Origin of the sequence: Achromobacter sp. UMC71 (assembly GCF_014170305.1) — a bacterium.
GTDB lineage: Bacteria > Pseudomonadota > Gammaproteobacteria > Burkholderiales > Burkholderiaceae_B > Achromobacter.
In genome coordinates this window covers 15,359-31,995 of sequence record NZ_LZZT01000060.1, presented here as the reverse complement: position 1 = coordinate 31,995, position 16,637 = coordinate 15,359, and the positions used below count along the sequence as shown (strand labels likewise).

At 68.1% G+C, this 16,637-nt stretch carries 15 protein-coding genes and 1 tRNA gene; 11 read left to right on the top strand and 5 right to left on the bottom strand.

Translation table 11 applies throughout. The features are described 5' to 3' along the window. The 5 genes from A9974_RS28980 (at position 1) to trpC (ending at position 4,940) form a co-directional block, all read left to right on the top strand. Entirely contained in the window at positions 1-708 is a 708-nt protein-coding gene (locus A9974_RS28980) for a phosphoglycolate phosphatase (protein WP_183007616.1), read from the top strand. Between the two features lie 254 nt (positions 709-962). Continuing rightward, positions 963-2,483 carry an anthranilate synthase component I gene (gene trpE / locus A9974_RS28975; RefSeq protein ID WP_183007615.1) on the top strand — a complete coding sequence of 507 codons (1,521 nt, stop codon included), beginning with the start codon at positions 963-965 and terminating at the stop codon, positions 2,481-2,483. A gap of 61 nt (positions 2,484-2,544) precedes the next feature. Beyond that, entirely contained in the window at positions 2,545-3,111 is a 567-nt protein-coding gene (locus A9974_RS28970) for an aminodeoxychorismate/anthranilate synthase component II (protein ID WP_183007614.1), read from the top strand. Positions 3,112-3,123: 12 nt separating this feature from the next. Further along, positions 3,124-4,155 (top strand): anthranilate phosphoribosyltransferase, encoded by a 1,032-nt coding sequence (gene trpD / locus A9974_RS28965; protein ID WP_183007613.1) that lies wholly within the window; start codon positions 3,124-3,126, stop codon positions 4,153-4,155. Then, positions 4,152-4,940: an indole-3-glycerol phosphate synthase TrpC gene (gene trpC, locus A9974_RS28960; RefSeq protein WP_183007612.1), complete on the top strand. Its 789-nt coding sequence runs from the start codon at positions 4,152-4,154 to the stop codon at positions 4,938-4,940. The genes trpD and trpC overlap by 4 nt, the downstream gene beginning before the upstream one ends. Here trpC and A9974_RS28955 read toward each other — a convergent pair. Further along, positions 4,937-6,829, bottom strand: coding sequence for a sigma-54-dependent Fis family transcriptional regulator (locus tag A9974_RS28955; protein WP_183007611.1), 1,893 nt, complete (start codon positions 6,827-6,829; stop codon positions 4,937-4,939). The genes trpC and A9974_RS28955 overlap by 4 nt on opposite strands. A gap of 230 nt (positions 6,830-7,059) precedes the next feature. On the opposite strand from A9974_RS28955, the gene adh reads away from it, so the two are divergent. Both adh and A9974_RS28945 read left to right on the top strand, forming a co-directional pair. Further along, the gene (gene adh, locus A9974_RS28950; protein WP_183007610.1) at positions 7,060-8,589 is read left to right on the top strand and encodes an aldehyde dehydrogenase; all 1,530 of its coding nucleotides are present in this window, start codon (positions 7,060-7,062) and stop codon (positions 8,587-8,589) included. 58 nt (positions 8,590-8,647) lie between these two features. Beyond that, a complete protein-coding gene (locus A9974_RS28945) occupies positions 8,648-9,025 on the top strand; it encodes a DUF779 domain-containing protein (protein ID WP_183007609.1) in 378 nt (125 codons plus the stop codon). Positions 9,026-9,104: 79 nt separating this feature from the next. Here A9974_RS28945 and A9974_RS28940 read toward each other — a convergent pair whose 3' ends face one another. Then, on the bottom strand, positions 9,105-9,263 hold the full coding sequence (locus A9974_RS28940) for a hypothetical protein (protein WP_183007608.1): 159 nt from the start codon (positions 9,261-9,263) through the stop codon (positions 9,105-9,107). Positions 9,264-9,319: 56 nt separating this feature from the next. Then, the gene (locus tag A9974_RS28935; RefSeq protein WP_183007607.1) at positions 9,320-9,964 is read right to left on the bottom strand and encodes a 2-hydroxychromene-2-carboxylate isomerase; all 645 of its coding nucleotides are present in this window, start codon (positions 9,962-9,964) and stop codon (positions 9,320-9,322) included. A gap of 103 nt (positions 9,965-10,067) precedes the next feature. Between A9974_RS28935 and A9974_RS28930 the strand changes: the two genes are divergently transcribed. After that, positions 10,068-10,988 (top strand): LysR substrate-binding domain-containing protein, encoded by a 921-nt coding sequence (locus A9974_RS28930; RefSeq protein ID WP_183007606.1) that lies wholly within the window; start codon positions 10,068-10,070, stop codon positions 10,986-10,988. Positions 10,989-11,190: 202 nt separating this feature from the next. Continuing rightward, positions 11,191-13,254 (top strand): LTA synthase family protein, encoded by a 2,064-nt coding sequence (locus A9974_RS28925; protein WP_183007605.1) that lies wholly within the window; start codon positions 11,191-11,193, stop codon positions 13,252-13,254. Positions 13,255-13,312: 58 nt separating this feature from the next. Here the strand turns inward: A9974_RS28925 and selD are convergent, their stop codons facing one another. Beyond that, complete coding sequence (gene selD / locus A9974_RS28920) at positions 13,313-14,374, bottom strand: selenide, water dikinase SelD (RefSeq protein WP_183007604.1); 1,062 nt, start codon at positions 14,372-14,374, stop codon at positions 13,313-13,315. A 141-nt stretch (positions 14,375-14,515) separates the two neighbouring features. On the opposite strand from selD, the gene A9974_RS28915 reads away from it, so the two are divergent. Together A9974_RS28915 and A9974_RS28910 are read left to right on the top strand one after the other, a co-directional pair. Then, on the top strand, positions 14,516-15,616 hold the full coding sequence (locus tag A9974_RS28915) for a transglutaminase-like domain-containing protein (RefSeq protein ID WP_183007603.1): 1,101 nt from the start codon (positions 14,516-14,518) through the stop codon (positions 15,614-15,616). 14 nt (positions 15,617-15,630) lie between these two features. Next, entirely contained in the window at positions 15,631-16,170 is a 540-nt protein-coding gene (locus tag A9974_RS28910) for a TlpA disulfide reductase family protein (RefSeq protein ID WP_183007602.1), read from the top strand. A gap of 364 nt (positions 16,171-16,534) precedes the next feature. Here A9974_RS28910 and A9974_RS28905 read toward each other — a convergent pair. Next, positions 16,535-16,630, bottom strand: a tRNA-Sec gene (locus A9974_RS28905). Positions 16,631-16,637 lie beyond the last annotated feature (7 nt).

The following is a 16,637-nucleotide window of genomic DNA, read 5'->3' as shown; positions in this document are numbered from 1 at the left end:
ATGACCGCCTTTCGCGCCGCGCTGCTGGACCTGGACGGCACCCTGCTCGACTCCATCCCCGACCTGGCCTTCGCGGCCAACGCCATGCGGGTGGAACTGGGCATGATCTCGCTGCGCGAGGACGTGGTGGCCACCTTCGTGGGCAAGGGTGTGGACAACCTGGTGCGCCGCAGCCTGGCGGGCAGCCTGGACGCCGCCGACCCCACGCCCGCCGAATTCGAGCGCGCGCGCGAGGCCTTCTACCGCCATTACCACCTGGTCAACGGCGAACGCGCCCGGGTCTACCCGGGCGTCATCGAGGGCCTCAAGCACATGCGCGACCAGGGCCTGAAGCTGGCGGTCGTCACCAACAAGCCCACCGAATTCACCCTGCCGCTGCTACAGCGCACGGGCCTGGCGGGCTTTTTCGACGCCGTGGTGTGCGGCGACACCTGCCCGCGCCGCAAGCCGGATCCGGACCAGGTGCTGCACGCCTGCGAACTGCTGGGCGTGACGGTGGACGAAGCCGTCACCATCGGCGATTCCATCAACGACGCCCAGGCGGGCCGCAGCGCCGGCACCCAGGTGCTGGTGGTGCCTTATGGTTACAACGAAGGCCGTGACGTGCGCGAGCTGGATGTCGATGGTATAGTGGACACGCTTGTCAACGCCGCCCAGTGGGTGGCGCTCTGGAATCAGAACCAGAACGCCGCGAAAACCCCGGCCTGACAGCCAAACCTGCAACACCGAATCCTGACCCAATGAACGTTTCCATCCAGAACCAAATGCTCGGCGCCTCGTGGCGCTGGTGGCGTTTGTCTTCCGGGTGGCGATGATTCCCTTCCCGGCCCTAGACGCGTACACCACCGCCTAGCGCCGATACTGTGCAAAACACAGAGCCAAGCCCGGAACCAGTAACCTGGACCGGGCTTTTTGTTGTGTGCCCGGTCCCCAAGCAGACACCATTGCCCACGAGACCCGACATGACCGAAATCGAATTCAAAGCCCTCGCCGCGCAAGGCTACAACCGCATCCCCCTGGTGGCCGAGACCTACGCCGACCTGGACACCCCGCTGGGCATCTACCTGAAGCTGGCTCACGCCGGCCCCCTGGCCGGCCGCATGACCTGCCTGATGGAATCGGTGGTGGGCGGCGAGCGCTTTGGCCGTTATTCGTTCATCGGCCTGCCGGCCCGCACCGTGATCCGCGCCAGCGGCACCCGCACCGAGGTGCTGCAGGACGGCCTGGTCACCGAAACCCACGACGGCGATCCGCTGGCCTTCATCGAGCAATACCAAAGCCGCTTCAAGGTCGCCCTGCGCCCCGGCATGCCGCGCTTCTGCGGCGGCCTGGCCGGCTATTTCGGCTACGACACCGTGCGCCACATCGAGCCGTGCCTGGGCCCGGCCGTCAAGCCCTTCCCGGCCGGCATGGAAGGCGGCACGCCCGACCTGATGCTGATGCACGTGGACGAACTGGTCATCGTCGACAATCTGGCCGGCCGCATCTACCTGATGGTGTACGCCGACCCCGCCCAGCCCGAAAGCTACAGCCGCGCGCAACAGCGCCTGCACGACCTGCGCGCGCGCCTGCGACGCCCCGTGGAAATTCCGTACAGCCACGCCAGCATGCAGACCGACGAGCGGCGCGACTTCAAGAAGGAAGACTATCTGGCGGCCGTGCACCGCGCCAAGGAACACATCGCCGCCGGCGACCTGATGCAGGTGCAGATCGGCCAGGTCATCGCCAAGCCCTTCCGCGATTCCCCGCTGTCCCTCTACCGCGCTCTGCGGTCGCTCAACCCCTCCCCCTACATGTACTTCTGGAACTTCGGTGATTTCCAGGTGGTAGGCGCATCGCCCGAGATTTTGGTGCGCCAGGAACGCGTGGTGGTCGACGGCGCGCCGAAGTCGCAGATCACCATCCGCCCGCTGGCCGGCACCCGCAAGCGCGGCGCCACGCCCGAGCAGGACGCCGCGTTGGCCGCCGAGCTGCGCGCCGACCCCAAGGAAGTGGCCGAACACGTGATGCTGATCGACCTGGCCCGCAACGACGTGGGCCGCGTAGCCGAAGTGGGCTCGGTGAAGGTCAGCGACACCATGGTCATCGAACGCTATTCGCATGTGATGCACCTGGTGTCCAACGTCACCGGCAACCTGAACCCCGGCATGAGCAGCATGGACGTGCTGCGCGCCTCGTTCCCGGCCGGCACGCTGACCGGCGCGCCCAAGGTCGAGGCCATGAAGATCATCGACGAACTGGAACCCGTGCGCCGCGGCATCTACGGCGGCGCGGCCGGCTACCTCAGCTATGGCGGCGAAATGGACGTGGCCATCGCCATCCGCACCGGTGTCATCAAGGACGGCACGCTGTATGTGCAGGCGGCCGCGGGCATCGTCGCCGACTCCAACCCCGAAGCCGAATGGGCCGAGACCGAAGCCAAAGCCCGTGCGGTGCTGCGCGCCGCCGAGCAGGTGCAGCACGGCCTGGACGAACCCATCTGAGGCCCCCCGCGCCCGCCCCCACACCGCCCCGGACCGCGCGACGGCCCGCCTGGAGAAAAAAATGCTGTTGATGATTGATAACTACGATTCGTTTACCTACAACCTGGTTCAGTACTTCGGCGAACTCGGCGAAGACGTGCGCGTGGCGCGCAACGACCAGATCACGCTGGAAGAGATCGCCGCGCTGAACCCGGACCGCATCTGCGTGTCGCCCGGCCCGTGCTCGCCGGCCGAAGCGGGCATTTCCGTGCCGGCGATCCAGGCCTTCGCCGGCAAGAAGCCGATCCTGGGCGTGTGCCTGGGGCACCAGGCCATTGGCGCGGCCTATGGCGGCGACATCGTTCGCGCGCAGAGAATCATGCACGGCAAGACGGTGCAGATCTCGCACACCGGCACCGACCTCTTCACCGGCCTGCCGACGCCGTACACTGTCATCCGATACAACTCGCTGACTATCGACCCGGCCACCCTGCCCGACTGCCTGGCCGTGACCGCCACGGCGCCGGACGGCGACATCATGGGCGTGCGTCACAAGACGCTGCCCCTGTACGGAGTACAGTTCCACCCCGAATCCGTGCTCAGCGAACACGGCCACGCCCTGCTGCGCAATTTCCTGAACCTCGCCTAAGAAGGACGCACCGTGACGATCTCCCCCGCAGAAGCGCTGACGCGCTGCATCGAACACCGCGAAATTTTCCACGACGAAATGCTGCACCTGATGCGGCTGCTGATGCGCGGCGAAATGTCGCCGCAGATTGCCAGCGCGCTGCTGATGGGCCTGCGCGTGAAAAAGGAAACCGTGGGCGAAATCACGGCGGCCGCGCAGGTGATGCGCGAATTCGCCACGCCCGTGGTCACGCCCAACCCCGAAGACCTGCTGGACATGTGCGGCACCGGCGGCGACGGCAGCCATACCTTCAATATCTCCACCACCGCCATGTTCGTGGCGGCGGCGGCCGGCGTGCCCATCGCCAAGCACGGCAACCGCAGCGCCTCGTCCTCCAGCGGCAGCGCGGACGTGCTGGAAGCGCTGGGCGCCAACTTGGTGCTGACGCCCGAAGAAGTGGCCGAATGCATCCAGGCCACCGGCATCGGTTTCATGTTCGCCCCCGCGCATCACGGCGCCATGAAGAACGTGGCCGCGGTCCGCAAGGAACTGGCCGTGCGCACGATTTTCAACATCCTGGGACCGCTGACCAACCCGGCCGGCGCCGCCAACCAGCTGATGGGCGTGTTCCATCCCGATCTGGTGGGCATCCAGGTGCGCGTGCTGGAACGCCTGGGGTCGCGCCACGTGCTGGTGGTGCACGGCAAGGACGGCATGGACGAAGCCTCGCTGGGCGGCGCCACGATGGTGGGCGAGCTCAAGGACGGCAAGGTCAGCGAGTACGAAATCCACCCCGAAGACTACGGGCTATCCATGATGTCCAATCGCAGCATCAAGGTGTCCAATCGCGAACAGTCGCGCGAACTTGTCATAGAGGCGCTGGACAATGTCGAGGGCACCGCCCGCGACATCGTCGCGCTGAATGCGGGTCTCGCCATCTACGCAGGCAATAAAGCCGATTCCATTCCCGCAGCCTTAGCGCTAGCATTTGAACTGATTTCCACCGGCGCGGCACGAGCCAAGCTGGAAGATTTCTGCGCATATACCCGGAAATTCCAGAAATGAACGATATTCTCGCGAAGATCCTCGCCGTCAAGGCCGAGGAAGTCGCCGCCGCTCGCCAGATGCGCAGCGAAGCCGAAGTCCTGCGCGAAGCGCAGGCCCGCCAGGACGTGCGCGGCTTTGCCCAGGCCATCGAAGACAAGATCTCGCAGGGCAAGGCCGGCGTCATCGCCGAAATCAAGAAAGCCTCGCCGTCCAAGGGCGTGCTGCGCGACACCTTTCAGCCCGCTGAAATCGCCTCGTCGTATGCCGTGCATGGCGCGGCCTGCCTGTCGGTGCTGACCGACGTGCAGTTCTTCCAGGGCTCGCACGACCACCTGCGCCAGGCGCGCGCCGCGTGCTCGCTGCCGGTGCTGCGCAAGGACTTCGTGATCGATCCCTACCAGATCATCGCCGCCCGCGCGATGGGCGCCGACTGCGTGCTGCTGATCGTGGCGGCGTTGTCGCCGTCGCAATTGCGCGACTACGAAACGCTGGCGATGGAACTGGGCATGGACGTGCTGGTGGAAGTGCACGACGCCCAGGAACTGGACGTGGCGCTGACGCTGAAGACGCCGCTGCTCGGCATTAACAACCGCAACCTGCGCACGTTCGAAACCAGCCTGCAGAACACGCTGGATCTCCTGCCCAGCATCCCCGCGGGCAAGCGCGTCGTGACGGAAAGCGGCATTCTCAAGCCCGAAGACGTCAAGCTCATGCGCCAGCACAAGGTCGACGCCTTCCTGGTGGGCGAGGCCTTCATGCGCGCCAAGGACCCGGGGGCCGAACTGGCCCGCCTGATCGGTTAAGACCGTCCCTGCGGCCCCCCCAAGGCCGCCGCCCGCCGGTACAGCGTGCTGCGGTGCACGCCCAGCGCGCGCGCCGCGGCGCTGACGTTGCCCGCGTGAGCGGCCAGGGCGTCGCGGATGGCGTCATCGGCAATCGCCTGCAACGTGACCGCGCTCGCGGCCATGGGCGCAGGCGCCGCTGCCGCGCCGCGGATCTCGGCCGGCAGCATCTCGCGATCGACCACGCCCGAGGCGCCCGCCAGCACATGCAAGGTGCGTAGCACCGCGGCCAGCTGGCGATAGTTGCCGGGCCACCCGTACTGCGCCAGCGTGTCTTCGATCTCGGTCGGCAGCACGGGCCCCGCCCCCTGCGCGGCCCAGAGCGCGCGCAGCAGTTCACGCAGATCGGCACGCGCCCGCAGCGGTTCCAGTGTCACGGTGTATTCGGCGATACGGAAATACAGGTCGGGGCGCACCGGCGCATCCGGGCCGTCATGCGCCAGGGGACGATGCGTGGCGCAGACCAGCGTGAAGTCCACCGCCACCGGCCGCGCCGCGCCCAGCGGCGAGACCTCGCGCGATTGCAGCACGCGCAGCAGGCGCGATTGCAGCGCCAGCGGCATGTCGCCGATCTCGTCCAGGAACAGCACGCCGCCATGTGCCTGCCGCAGCAGCCCCTTGTTGCCCTGGCGCCGCGCGCCAGTGAAGGCGCCATCTTCGTAGCCGAACAATTCGGATTCGATCAGGCTTTCGGGCAAGGCCGCGCAATTCACCGCCACGAAGGGCCCCGCCGCGCGCTGGCTGCGCGCGTGCAGCTGACGCGCGAACACTTCCTTGCCCACGCCGGTCTCGCCCTGCAGGAGGATCGACACGCCCGCGTCCGACAGATGCACCGCCCGTGCCAGCGCACCCAGGGTGGCCGCGTCGAAACTGGCAATGCCCGCGCGCGCCTCGGGCGCGGGTGTCAAGGGCAGCGCGGGCAGGCGCAAGGACGGCTGTGGCGCAACCGGCGCCCGGGTCCGCGGCAGGCGCAGGCGCGCGTGATAGATGGCGCCGGAGCGTGCATGGACGCGGCCGGCGGCGTCGGGGCTGTGTTCCAGCTCGCCGTCGAACAGGTCGGCGTAGCGATAGACGCCCAGGGCAGTGGCGGCCAGGCCCAACGCCAGCATGGCGCGGCGGTTGGCGCCCACCAGCAGGTCGCCCTGGAAGGCGAGCAGGGCTTCGCCCGGCGCGCCCAGGCCGGAACGGTCGCTGTGCAAGCGCAGCACGGCGCAGCATTCGTGCGCCGCCTCGAACAACTGATGCTCGATCAGGTCGACCGCCGCGCGCACCAGCGCCAGCACGTCGGGCCGGACCTCGCGCGCCGGGCTGGACAGGTCCAGCACGCCCAGCATGCGGCCTTCGCTGTCGGTGATGGGCACCGCCGCGCAAGTCAGGATACGGTTGGGCTCGAAATAATGTTCGGCGCCATGGACCACGGTGGGCCGGCCTTCGACCAGCGCGGTGCCGATGGCGTTGGTGCCCGCCGCCGCTTCGTCCCAGGGCGCCCCGGGCATCAGCGCCACGCGCGAGGCGCGCTGCGCGAAATCCAGGTCGCCGTCGCTGTCCAGCACCCGCCCCTGGGCGTCGGACAGGATCACCAGGCCGGCGCTGCCGCCTTCGCGCCGCAGCAGGGACATGGCGGGTTCGGACAGGCGGCGCAGCGCGTCGTTGCGCTGGCGCGCCTCGCGCAGTTCACCCGCCGTCATGAGTTCGCCGCGGCGCGCGCCGCGCATGTCAAAGCCCAGGTCGGCGCAACGGCGCCAGGACCGCAGGATGGGTTCGGCCACCAGTCCGGCCGGGACGGCGCCTTGCTGGTTGAACAGCTGGCGCGCTTGCGTCAGCGACTGCCGACGAGATTGAGTGGCCATGCATGTCTCCTTGGACGGTGTTCTGCGACACCTGTTCCGCGACAGTGTCGCGAAACGCGACACCCAAAGGCGGCGATCGCCGCCCACGCCCTTTGCCGGCGCGTGGAAATCTACTTTCGCACGCGGCACGCGCGCTTGTCCAGCGGCGAACCCCGGAGATGGCACGCGGTTTGCTTGATACCGGATAGGCACCCGACTGCCGCTATCCCAACAATATCGGAGACACAAGCATGGACATCGCTACCCGCGTCACCCCCGAATCCTACGGCACCCGCCTGGACCTGCGGACCCAGTACGACAACTTCATCGACGGCAAATGGCAGAAGCCCGCCGATGGCGAATATTTCGACAACGTCACCCCGGTGACGGGCCAGGTGTTGACCCGCAACGCCCGCTCGAAGGAGCGCGACATCGATCTGGCGCTGGATGCCGCGCATCGCGCCGCGCCGAAATGGGGTGCGACCCCTGCCGCCGAGCGCGCGCAGATGCTGATGCGGATCGCGGACGTGATGGAAGCCAACCAGGAACGGCTGGCCACCGCCGAAACCTGGGACAACGGCAAGCCCATCCGCGAAGCCCGCGCGGCCGACATCCCGCTGGCGATCGACCACTTCCGCTACTTCGCCTCGTGCATCCGCAGCCAGGAAGGCGGCCTGTCCGAAATCGACAGCGACACCGTGGCCTATCACTTCAACGAGCCGCTGGGCGTGGTCGGCCAGATCATCCCCTGGAACTTCCCCATCCTGATGGCTGCCTGGAAGCTGGCGCCGGCGCTGGCCGCGGGCAACTGCGTGGTGCTCAAGCCCGCCGAACAGACGCCGCTAGGCATCCTGCTGCTAATGGAACTGATCGGCGACATCCTGCCCCCGGGCGTGGTCAACGTGGTCACCGGCTTCGGCCTGGAAGCCGGCAAGCCGCTGGCCTCCAGCAAGCGCATCGCCAAGATCGCCTTCACGGGCGAAACCACCACCGGCCGCCTGATCATGCAGTACGCGTCGCAGAACATCATCCCGGTGACGCTGGAGCTGGGCGGCAAGTCGCCCAATATCTTCTTTGCCGACGTGGCCGCGCAGGACGATGACTTCCTGGACAAGGCCATCGAAGGCTTCGTCATGTTCGCGCTGAACCAGGGCGAAGTCTGCACCTGCCCCAGCCGCGCCCTGATCCAGGAATCGCTCTACGACCGGTTCATGGAGCGCGCGCTCAAGCGCGTGGCTGAAATCAAGCAAGGCAATCCGCTGGATGCCGACACCATGCTGGGCGCACAGGCCTCGACCGAGCAACTGGAAAAAATCCTGTCCTACCTGGACATCGGCAAGCAGGAAGGGGCGGCGGTACTGGCCGGCGGCAGCCGCGCGCAGATGCAGGGCGCGCTGGAAGGGGGCTATTACGTGCAGCCCACGGTCTTCAAGGGCCACAACAAGATGCGCGTGTTCCAGGAAGAAATCTTCGGGCCGGTCGTGGCGGTGACCACGTTCAAGGACGCCGACGATGCGCTGGCCCTGGCCAACGACACGCTCTACGGCCTGGGCGCGGGCGTCTGGTCGCGCGACGCGAACACGTGCTATCGCATGGGCCGCGCCATCAAGGCCGGCCGGGTCTGGACCAATTGCTATCACGCCTATCCCGCCCACGCGGCGTTCGGCGGCTACAAGCAATCGGGCATCGGACGCGAGAACCACAAGATGATGCTCAACCACTATCAGCAGACCAAGAACCTGCTGGTGAGCTATTCGCCCAAGAAGCTGGGGTTCTTCTGACCGCAACGTCAGGCAGCGCCGGGCCGGCAGGCCCGGCGCGACCCACGGGAGCAGCATCATGGCAGAACCCACTCCACGCGTTGTCGCCACCGACGAGGCGCGCCGCCTGATCGACACCTTGCGCGCCAAGCACGGGCCGCTGATGTTCCACCAATCCGGCGGTTGCTGCGACGGCAGCTCGCCCATGTGCTATGCGCTGGGCGAGTTCATGGTGGGCAACTCGGACGTGCTGCTGGGCGACCTGGAAGGCTGCCCGTTCTACATGGGCGAAGACCAGTTCGCCTACTGGGAGCACACCCAGCTCATCATCGACGCCGTGCCGGGGCGCGGCGGCGCGTTTTCATTGGACAGCGCCGAAGGCAAGCGCTTCCTGCTGCGCTCGCGGCTGTACTCGGATGAGGAATGGGCCAACGTGGCGGCGGTGACGCGGGGCTAGGGCCTGTGCGAGGCGCCTTCTAGTGTGAACAGGCCCTAGGCATCCTGGCGAAACGCCGGCGGCCACGCCCCGCACCGCATCACGCCCCTTGCCGTGTTCCGCCCTTGTCCGCGGCGGCCTCGGCGGCAACCTGCTTCCATTGGAACGACACGCGGCGGATGCGCGCGGCGCGAAATTGCGTGAACGAACGGCCACCGGGCATCGGGGCGCCGCGTAGGGGACTGCTGGCGTTTTTCATTGCGGATACTGCGTTGACGAAAAAACTGGCGGGCGGTTTGCGTGCAGCGGCCGGACTCAGCCGGCGGCAGCGGCGCTGGCGTTGGCGGGCGCGCGGCGGGTCCATTCCAGCGCATCTTCGAGGCGGTCGTTGCCCCAGAACATTTCGCCGTCCACGAAGAAGGTCGGCGCGCCGAACAGGCCCAGATGACGGGCCTGATCCACCTGGCGGCGCAGGGCTTCCTTGGCGGCTTCCGACTTGCCGCGCGCGATCAAGGCGTCGGCGTCCAGCGACAGGCCCGTCAGCAGCGCATGCACCACATCTTCGGCCTGGATGTCCTGGTCGTGCTGGAAATTGGCGCGGAACACGGCCACGCAGAAGTCGCGGCCCCAGGGCTCGTCCTGGCCCAGCAGCGCGATGCGCGCCGGCAGCACGCTCATGCGCGGGAACAAGCGCGGCCGGTTGTAGGGCACGCCGTACTTTTCGGCCAGGCGGGCGATGTCGCGCATCATGTAGGCGCCCTTGCCCGGGAACAGGCGGAAGGGCGTGTCGTTCCAGCCCTGGGCCTGGAAGATCGGGCCCAGCAGGAAGGGCCGCAGGTCCACCCGCACATCCGCCTGCGCCGCCAGGGCGTCGATGCGCTCGATCGCCAGATAGCTGTAGGGACTGGCGAAATCGAACCACATCTCGATGCGGGGGGTGGCGGACAAAGGCGCATTCATCGCTAAGACTCCGGCGGCGTGACGTTGGAACAGCATAGATTGGACGCCGCAGGCGTTATATTGCACAAGCGACTTTTCCGCCCCCTACGCATGAGTTTCACGAATGTCATATCCGCTGGCCAAACTGCCCCCGCTTGACCTGGTCCGCGGCTTTGTCGCCGTCGGCCGCCGCATGAGCATCACGCTGGCGGCGCAAGACCTGCACGTGACGCAATCTGCCGTCAGCCGGCAGATCCGCGCGCTGGAAGCCCATCTGGGCGTGCCGCTGCTGCTGCGCGGGTTCCGCAGCGTGTCGTTCACCTCGGAAGGCGCGCAGCTGTTCCGCATGGCCGACATCTGGCTCAGCCAGCTGGGCGACCTGACCGAACAGTTGCGCGCGCCGGAACGCCGCACCCCGGTCACCGTCACCACCACCATCGGCGTGGCTTCGCTGTGGCTGCTGCCGCGGCTGGGCGATTTCCAGGCCGCCTACCCGACCATCGACGTGCGCGTGGCGGCGGACAACCGGGTCATCGACATCGACCGCGAAAGCGTGGACATCGCCATCCGCTACAGCCTGCGCGACACCGTGCCGGATGGCGCCGTCTGGCTGTTCGGCGAATCGGTGGTGCCGGTGGCGCACCCGTCGCTCAAGGCGCGCGCCCTGGACGCCCGCGAGCTGCAGCGCCACGTGCTGCTGGAATTCGACGACCCCACCCGCCCGTGGCTGCAATGGTCCGAATGGCTCAATGCCCGCGGCCTGGGCCGCGTGCGGCCCAAGGGCATGCTGCGGTTCAACCAATACGACCAGATCGTGCACGCCGCCCTGGCCGGCCATGGCATCGCCCTGGGGCGGCTGGCCCTGATCGCGCCGATGCTGGCTGACCAGCGGCTGGCCACCGTGGGCGGACAGCCGGCGGACGCCACCGACCACGCCTATTGGCTGGTGCGCAACGCCCGCCGCAGCACCCCTGATGCCGACATCGTGACCCGCTGGCTGGTGCAACAGGCCGCCGCCACCGCCCAGGCCCTGACGCCGCAATAATGGGGCCGGACGAGCGCGGTACAAGATCTATACAAACTTTCATACATTCCCGCCTCCCCTCCTGTAGATTGCGGCCTGCGTAGCAAGCACGGGTCCGAGCTCTGCCTTCTTGCGATGGAATCCTGCGCCGCCGTCCCCCGGCAGGCCTGCAGGCCTATTGCCGCCGAATCCGGCGCGCCCACCCCGCAACCCACAAGGCGCCATGAAGCTTTTCCGATCCGCCAACGCGTGGCAAGACTGGTTCTTGAACTTCCAGCGTTCCTTCCTGATCCTGCTGGCGCCGTGGCTGGTGTCGGTGCTGGCGCAAGGCGCCGGGCGCGGCTACCTGCTGTACGCCTATGCGCCGCCCACCGCCTATTCAACGCTGCCGCAGGACATCAGCCGCACGCTGGGCATCGGCCTGCTGTTCGACATCAAGGTGTCCGCCATCGCCTTCTCGGCGCTGCTGCTGACGGCTCTGCTGCTGCCCGCCCGCAAGGCGCTGTACGCGCGATGGCTGCGCAGCCTGCCCTACCTGGGCGCCGCGCTGGCGACCCTGTTCGCCGCCACCACGGTGGTGAGCGTCTGCTACTACGCCACGTTCTCGCGGTCGATCGATATCTTCGTCTTCGGCCTGATGGATGACGACACCCACGCCATCCTGGTCACGCTGTGGCATGGCTACCCGGTGCTGCGGGCGCTGGCGCTGCTGGCGGCCGTGCTGGGCGTCACGTTCTGGCTCGGACGCCGCTGGGGCGCCAGCGTGGTGCGCGCGCGCCTGGCCCGGCGCGCGCTGGCGCCCAGTGCGCTGCGGCTGCTGCTGATCATCGGCGTCACCGTGCTGGCCTGCCGCGGATCGCTCGGCACCTTCCCGCTGAATAAGGACGACACCAGCATCTCGTCGCTGCGGCTGTTGAACGATATCGCGCCCAACGGCCTCTCGGCGTTCTTCTGGGCGCTGGACGAGCGCGGCAACGACAAGCGCTTCACGCCCGTCTCGGCGCAGGAAGGCGAACAGCTCTACCAGCGCTTCCTGGGCCGGCCCGGCCAGGGGCTGGAGCCCTTCATGGCCAGCACGGGCGCCAACCCGGCAGCCAAAGCCCGTCCGCCCCACGTGGTGCTGCAGGTCATGGAAAGCATGGGCCACCACATGAACATGTACGACGGCCCCGGACGCGACCTGCTGGGCGCGCTGCGGCCGCACTGGGAACAGGACTGGCGCTTTGACCGCTTCCTGTCCGAAGGCAACGGCACCATCGACTCGCTCAGCCGCCTGCTGGTGCGCAGCCCGGTACCGGCCATCAGCCAGTCGTCGGCGGCCAGCGGCACGTACGCCAGCAACGCCTTCACGCCCTTCCTGGCGCGCGGCTACCAGGTGCTGTTCGTGACCTCGGGCGCGGCTACCTGGCGCAACCTGGGCAGCTTCGCCACCCATCTGGGCGCGCGGGAATTCATTGACCAGCTGGCGCTGAAAGCACGCTATCCCGAAGCCCAGCCCGGCGCCTGGGGCGTGCCCGACGAATACATGTTCCGCTATATCGCCGAGCGGCTGACTCAGGCCGACCGCGATGGCCAGCCGCTGTTCATCATCGCCCTGTCCACCACCCATCACCCGCCGTTCCTGGTGCCCGCGGGCGGCCAGCGCGGCGGCATCGATCTGGACGACGTGATGCGGCTGCCGTACTACGATTCCTGGACCGGACTGGACGACGCCTTCGACACGCTGCGCTACGCCAACGACCAGCTGGGCCGTTTCCTGACCGGCCTGAAAGCCTCGCCCAACGGCGCCAACACCATCGTCGCGGTGACGGGCGACCACAACATCCTGGGCGTGGACTACCAGGCCGACACCGACGCCGTCCTGGCACGCGCCGTGCCCTTCTACCTGTACGTGCCGCAGGGCTATCGCGGGCAATCGACCTATGACCCGTCGCGCCCCGGCAGCCATAAGGACATCCTGCCGACGCTGTACCAGCTGAGCCTGTCCGACACGCCCTACTTTCGCAGCGGCTGCGACCTGCTGGCCGCGCACCCCGATCCGCAATGGTGCTTCGGCTATAACAACCCGCGCCTGCTGATTACGCGCGACGGCGCCTACCGCAAGGACCATCCGGGGCGCATCCTGCCGTGGGCCGCCGGCACGGGCCTGGCGCTGGCCCCGGAACAGGCCGCCTCGCCCGGCCAGCAGGCCGAGCAAACGCGATTGCAGGCCTACGGCCCGCTGCTGCAATGGCAGATCAACTACCAGGTGCAGAACCAGGGGCCGCCACGGCCCGACCGGCCCTAGGACCTGTTAACACTAAAAGGAGCCTGGCGCTTGGCGCTCGTCGCTACACCGCGGCCGTCTAGTCGACGCGCACCAGGGGCTCGCCCGGTACCATCTCGCCCACCACCACGGCATCGTCAAAGCCCTGGCGGTGGAACAGATCCAGCACCGCTTGCGCCGAGTCCGGCGCGCAGGCCACCAGCAGGCCGCCGGACGTCTGCGGATCGGTCAGCAGCGCGCGCTCGGTATCGGTCACGCCCGCCCCCAGGCGCACGGACTCGCCGTAGGACGCCCAGTTGCGGCCCGACGCGCCCGTCACCACGCCATCGGCGGCAAAAGCCTGCACCCCCGGCAGCCACGGCAACGCCTCGCGGCGCAGCTGCGCCGTCAACTGCGCGCCGCGCGCCATTTCCAGCGCGTGGCCCAGCAAGCCGAAACCGGTGACATCCGTGATCGCATGCACGCCGTCCAGGGCGGCCAGCGCCGAGCCCGGCCGGTTCAGGCGGGTCGTCGTATCGATCATCACGCGGTAGCCGGCCGCATCCAGCCGGTTCTTCTTCAAGGCTGCCGACAGGATGCCCACGCCCAGGCCCTTGCCCAGAATCAGCACGTCGCCGGCGCGCGCGTCGGCATTGCGCTTGATGCGGCCCGGGTGCACCAGGCCCATCGCCGCCAGCCCGTAGATCGGCTCGACCGAATCGATGCTGTGGCCGCCCGCCACCGGAATGCCGGCGTCGGCGCACACCGATTCGCCGCCGCGCAGGATGTCCGCGATGACGCTGTGCGGCAGCACGTTGATCGGCATGCCCACGATCGCCAGCGCCATGATCGGCGTGCCGCCCATCGCGTACACATCCGACAGCGCGTTGGTGGCCGCGATGCGGCCGAAATCGAACGGATCGTCCACGATGGGCATGAAGAAGTCGGTGGTCGCGATCAGGGCCTGCTCGTCGTTGAGCCGGTAGACCGCCGCATCATCGGCCGTCTCGGTGCCCACCAGCAGGTTCGGGTAGCTGGCGGCCGGCCCGAAGCGGGCCAGCAGTTGCGACAGCACGCCGGGCGCGATCTTGCAGCCACAGCCGCCGCCGTGGGACAGGGAAGTCAAGCGCGGCACCGCCGCGGACGCAGCATCCTGGGTCATGTCAGTCTCTCCATTGGGATGGGAAAAGGATAGCATCGCCCCCTGAAATGGCCCTATGATGATCCGGCAGCACGCAGCAACGGACGGCCCGCCCGCCACCGGGCGCACCGACAGCCAAACTTCACCGTGTGTGAGGGCTTCATGGATCGCCGACACTTTCTCCGTTTCTCGGGCGCCGTGTGCGCCACCCAGGCCGCCTTGCCGCTGACGGCCCGCGCGCAGCAAGCCCCCGTCACGGCCGGCTGGCGTGCCTTCGAACTGACCAGCCGCATCAGCGTAAAAGACCCCGGCGCCCAGACGCGCATCTGGATTCCGGTTCCCTACGCCACCGACACCGCCTACCAGCGCGGTGCGCAAAGCACCTGGCAGGTCAGCGGCGGCGGCATCGCGCGGCTGGTGCAAGCGCCGGGCTACGACGTGCAGATGCTGGCGGTGCAATGGCCCGACGTGCAGGCGCCGCGCGACGTCACCGTGACCAGCCGCTTCCAGACCCGCAACCGGCGCGTCGACCTGACCCAGCCGCCGCCCGCCGGCACACCCCGCGAAAGCGCCGCCACCCTGCGCGAATTCCTCAAGCCCACGGCGCTGCTGCCCACCGACGGCATCGTCAAGACCACCGCCGACCAGATCACCCGCGGCCATCACGGCGACGTGGCCCGCGCCCGCGCCATCTACGAATGGGTCGTGGAAAACACCTGCCGCACCGCGGCAACGCGCGGCTGCGGCGTCGGCGACGTGCGCTACATGCTCACCGCCAACGACCTGAACGGCAAATGCGCCGACATCAACGCGCTGTTCGTCGCCCTGGCCCGTGCCTCCGGCATCCCCGCCCGCGACGCCTACGGCCTGCGCGTGGCCAACTCCCAGCTCGGCTACAAAAGCCTGGGCAAAGCGGACGACGTCACGAAGGCCCAGCATTGCCGCGCCGAGTTCTACGCCGACGGCTACGGCTGGGTGCCCGTCGACCCCGCCGACGTGCGCAAGGTCATGCTCGAAGAGCCGCCGGGCGACCTGCCCCTGACCGATGCCCAAGTCCGCGCCGCGCGCGTCATGCTGTTCGGCGCCTGGGAAATGAACTGGGTCGCCTACAACCACGGCCACGACGTCGTCCTGCCCGGCACCGCCCACGGCCCCGTGCCGTTCCTGATGTACCCCAACGGCGAAACCGCCGACGGCCGCCTGGACAGCCTGGACCCCGACAGCTTCAGCTACAAACTGACCGCCAAGCCCTTGTCCACCTGACCCGCCCGCGCGCCATGATCAGCCGCCGCCAGCTCCTGCAATCCGGCCTGTCGCTCGCCGCCCTGCCCCCCTGGGCCCGCGCCGCCAGCGACAGCGCCCTGAAGACCGCCACCGGCCCCGACTGGGCTCCCTGGACCACCCTCACCCCGCCCCTGATCCTGCCCGACCTCTCCGGCCGCGAACAGAAACTCTCCGCCTGGCGCGGCAACGTCGTCATCGTCAGCTTCTGGGCCACCTGGTGCGACCCCTGCCGCGACGAAATCCCCCTCATGTCCGCCATGGCCCGCCGCCACCGCGAAGAAGGCCTGCGCCTGGTCGCCGTCAACGTCGGCGAAGCCCTGGGCAAAATCACCACCTTCCTGGCCAAATGGCCCGTCGCCGGCACCGTCCTGCACGACCGCAACAGCACCGCCTCCAAAAAATGGGACGCCGCCGGCCTCCCCGCCAACTACCTCATCGACCGTGGCGGCACCGCCCGCTACTGGCACCTGGGCGCCCTGGACTGGACCGCCGCCAACGTCACCAGCGTCGTCACCAAAATGCTGCGCGCGTAACCAATAGACCCCCCCAACCCAAACCGCCCGCCCAAACAAAAGGCGGCGCAAAGCGCCGCCCCCGCCAAAATAAAAAGCCTTCCGTCAATCCCCACAACGAACAAGTCGCTCACTTGCAGATCCGCATCGCGCCCCCCAATCCGACATGAGCCGTGGCGTTGCCGGGCCTGGGGTGGCGGGCCGTTTAGATTGCGCCCGACGGAATCCGAAGGGAGCCGAAGGCGTACGAGGATGAGAAGGGGGAAGTCCGGAGCAAAGGCTCCGGACCGCAATCGGAGGCCCGCCCCCCCAGGCCCGGCAACGCCACGGCGGCAGAAGAACGCAACCAACCGCCAGCAACAACACCGCAACATCAGCAAAAGAATGGCGGAAGGCAGCAGGAGTCGAACCTACCTGGGAACGTCTGACGCCCCCAACCGGGTTTGAAGCCCGGCCGTGCCACCGGACACGAATGCCTTCCGCGGCGA

Coding starts and splice junctions, on each gene's coding strand:
- A9974_RS28980 (WP_183007616.1), top strand. CDS start 1: ATGACCGCCTTTCGCGCCGCGCTGCTGGACCTGGACGGCACCCTGCTC.
- trpE (WP_183007615.1), top strand. CDS start 963: ATGACCGAAATCGAATTCAAAGCCCTCGCCGCGCAAGGCTACAACCGC.
- A9974_RS28970 (WP_183007614.1), top strand. CDS start 2,545: ATGCTGTTGATGATTGATAACTACGATTCGTTTACCTACAACCTGGTT.
- trpC (WP_183007612.1), top strand. CDS start 4,152: ATGAACGATATTCTCGCGAAGATCCTCGCCGTCAAGGCCGAGGAAGTC.
- A9974_RS28955 (WP_183007611.1), bottom strand. CDS start 6,829: ATGGCCACTCAATCTCGTCGGCAGTCGCTGACGCAAGCGCGCCAGCTG.
- adh (WP_183007610.1), top strand. CDS start 7,060: ATGGACATCGCTACCCGCGTCACCCCCGAATCCTACGGCACCCGCCTG.
- A9974_RS28945 (WP_183007609.1), top strand. CDS start 8,648: ATGGCAGAACCCACTCCACGCGTTGTCGCCACCGACGAGGCGCGCCGC.
- A9974_RS28940 (WP_183007608.1), bottom strand. CDS start 9,263: ATGAAAAACGCCAGCAGTCCCCTACGCGGCGCCCCGATGCCCGGTGGC.
- A9974_RS28935 (WP_183007607.1), bottom strand. CDS start 9,964: ATGAATGCGCCTTTGTCCGCCACCCCCCGCATCGAGATGTGGTTCGAT.
- A9974_RS28930 (WP_183007606.1), top strand. CDS start 10,068: ATGTCATATCCGCTGGCCAAACTGCCCCCGCTTGACCTGGTCCGCGGC.
- A9974_RS28925 (WP_183007605.1), top strand. CDS start 11,191: ATGAAGCTTTTCCGATCCGCCAACGCGTGGCAAGACTGGTTCTTGAAC.
- selD (WP_183007604.1), bottom strand. CDS start 14,374: ATGACCCAGGATGCTGCGTCCGCGGCGGTGCCGCGCTTGACTTCCCTG.
- A9974_RS28915 (WP_183007603.1), top strand. CDS start 14,516: ATGGATCGCCGACACTTTCTCCGTTTCTCGGGCGCCGTGTGCGCCACC.
- A9974_RS28910 (WP_183007602.1), top strand. CDS start 15,631: ATGATCAGCCGCCGCCAGCTCCTGCAATCCGGCCTGTCGCTCGCCGCC.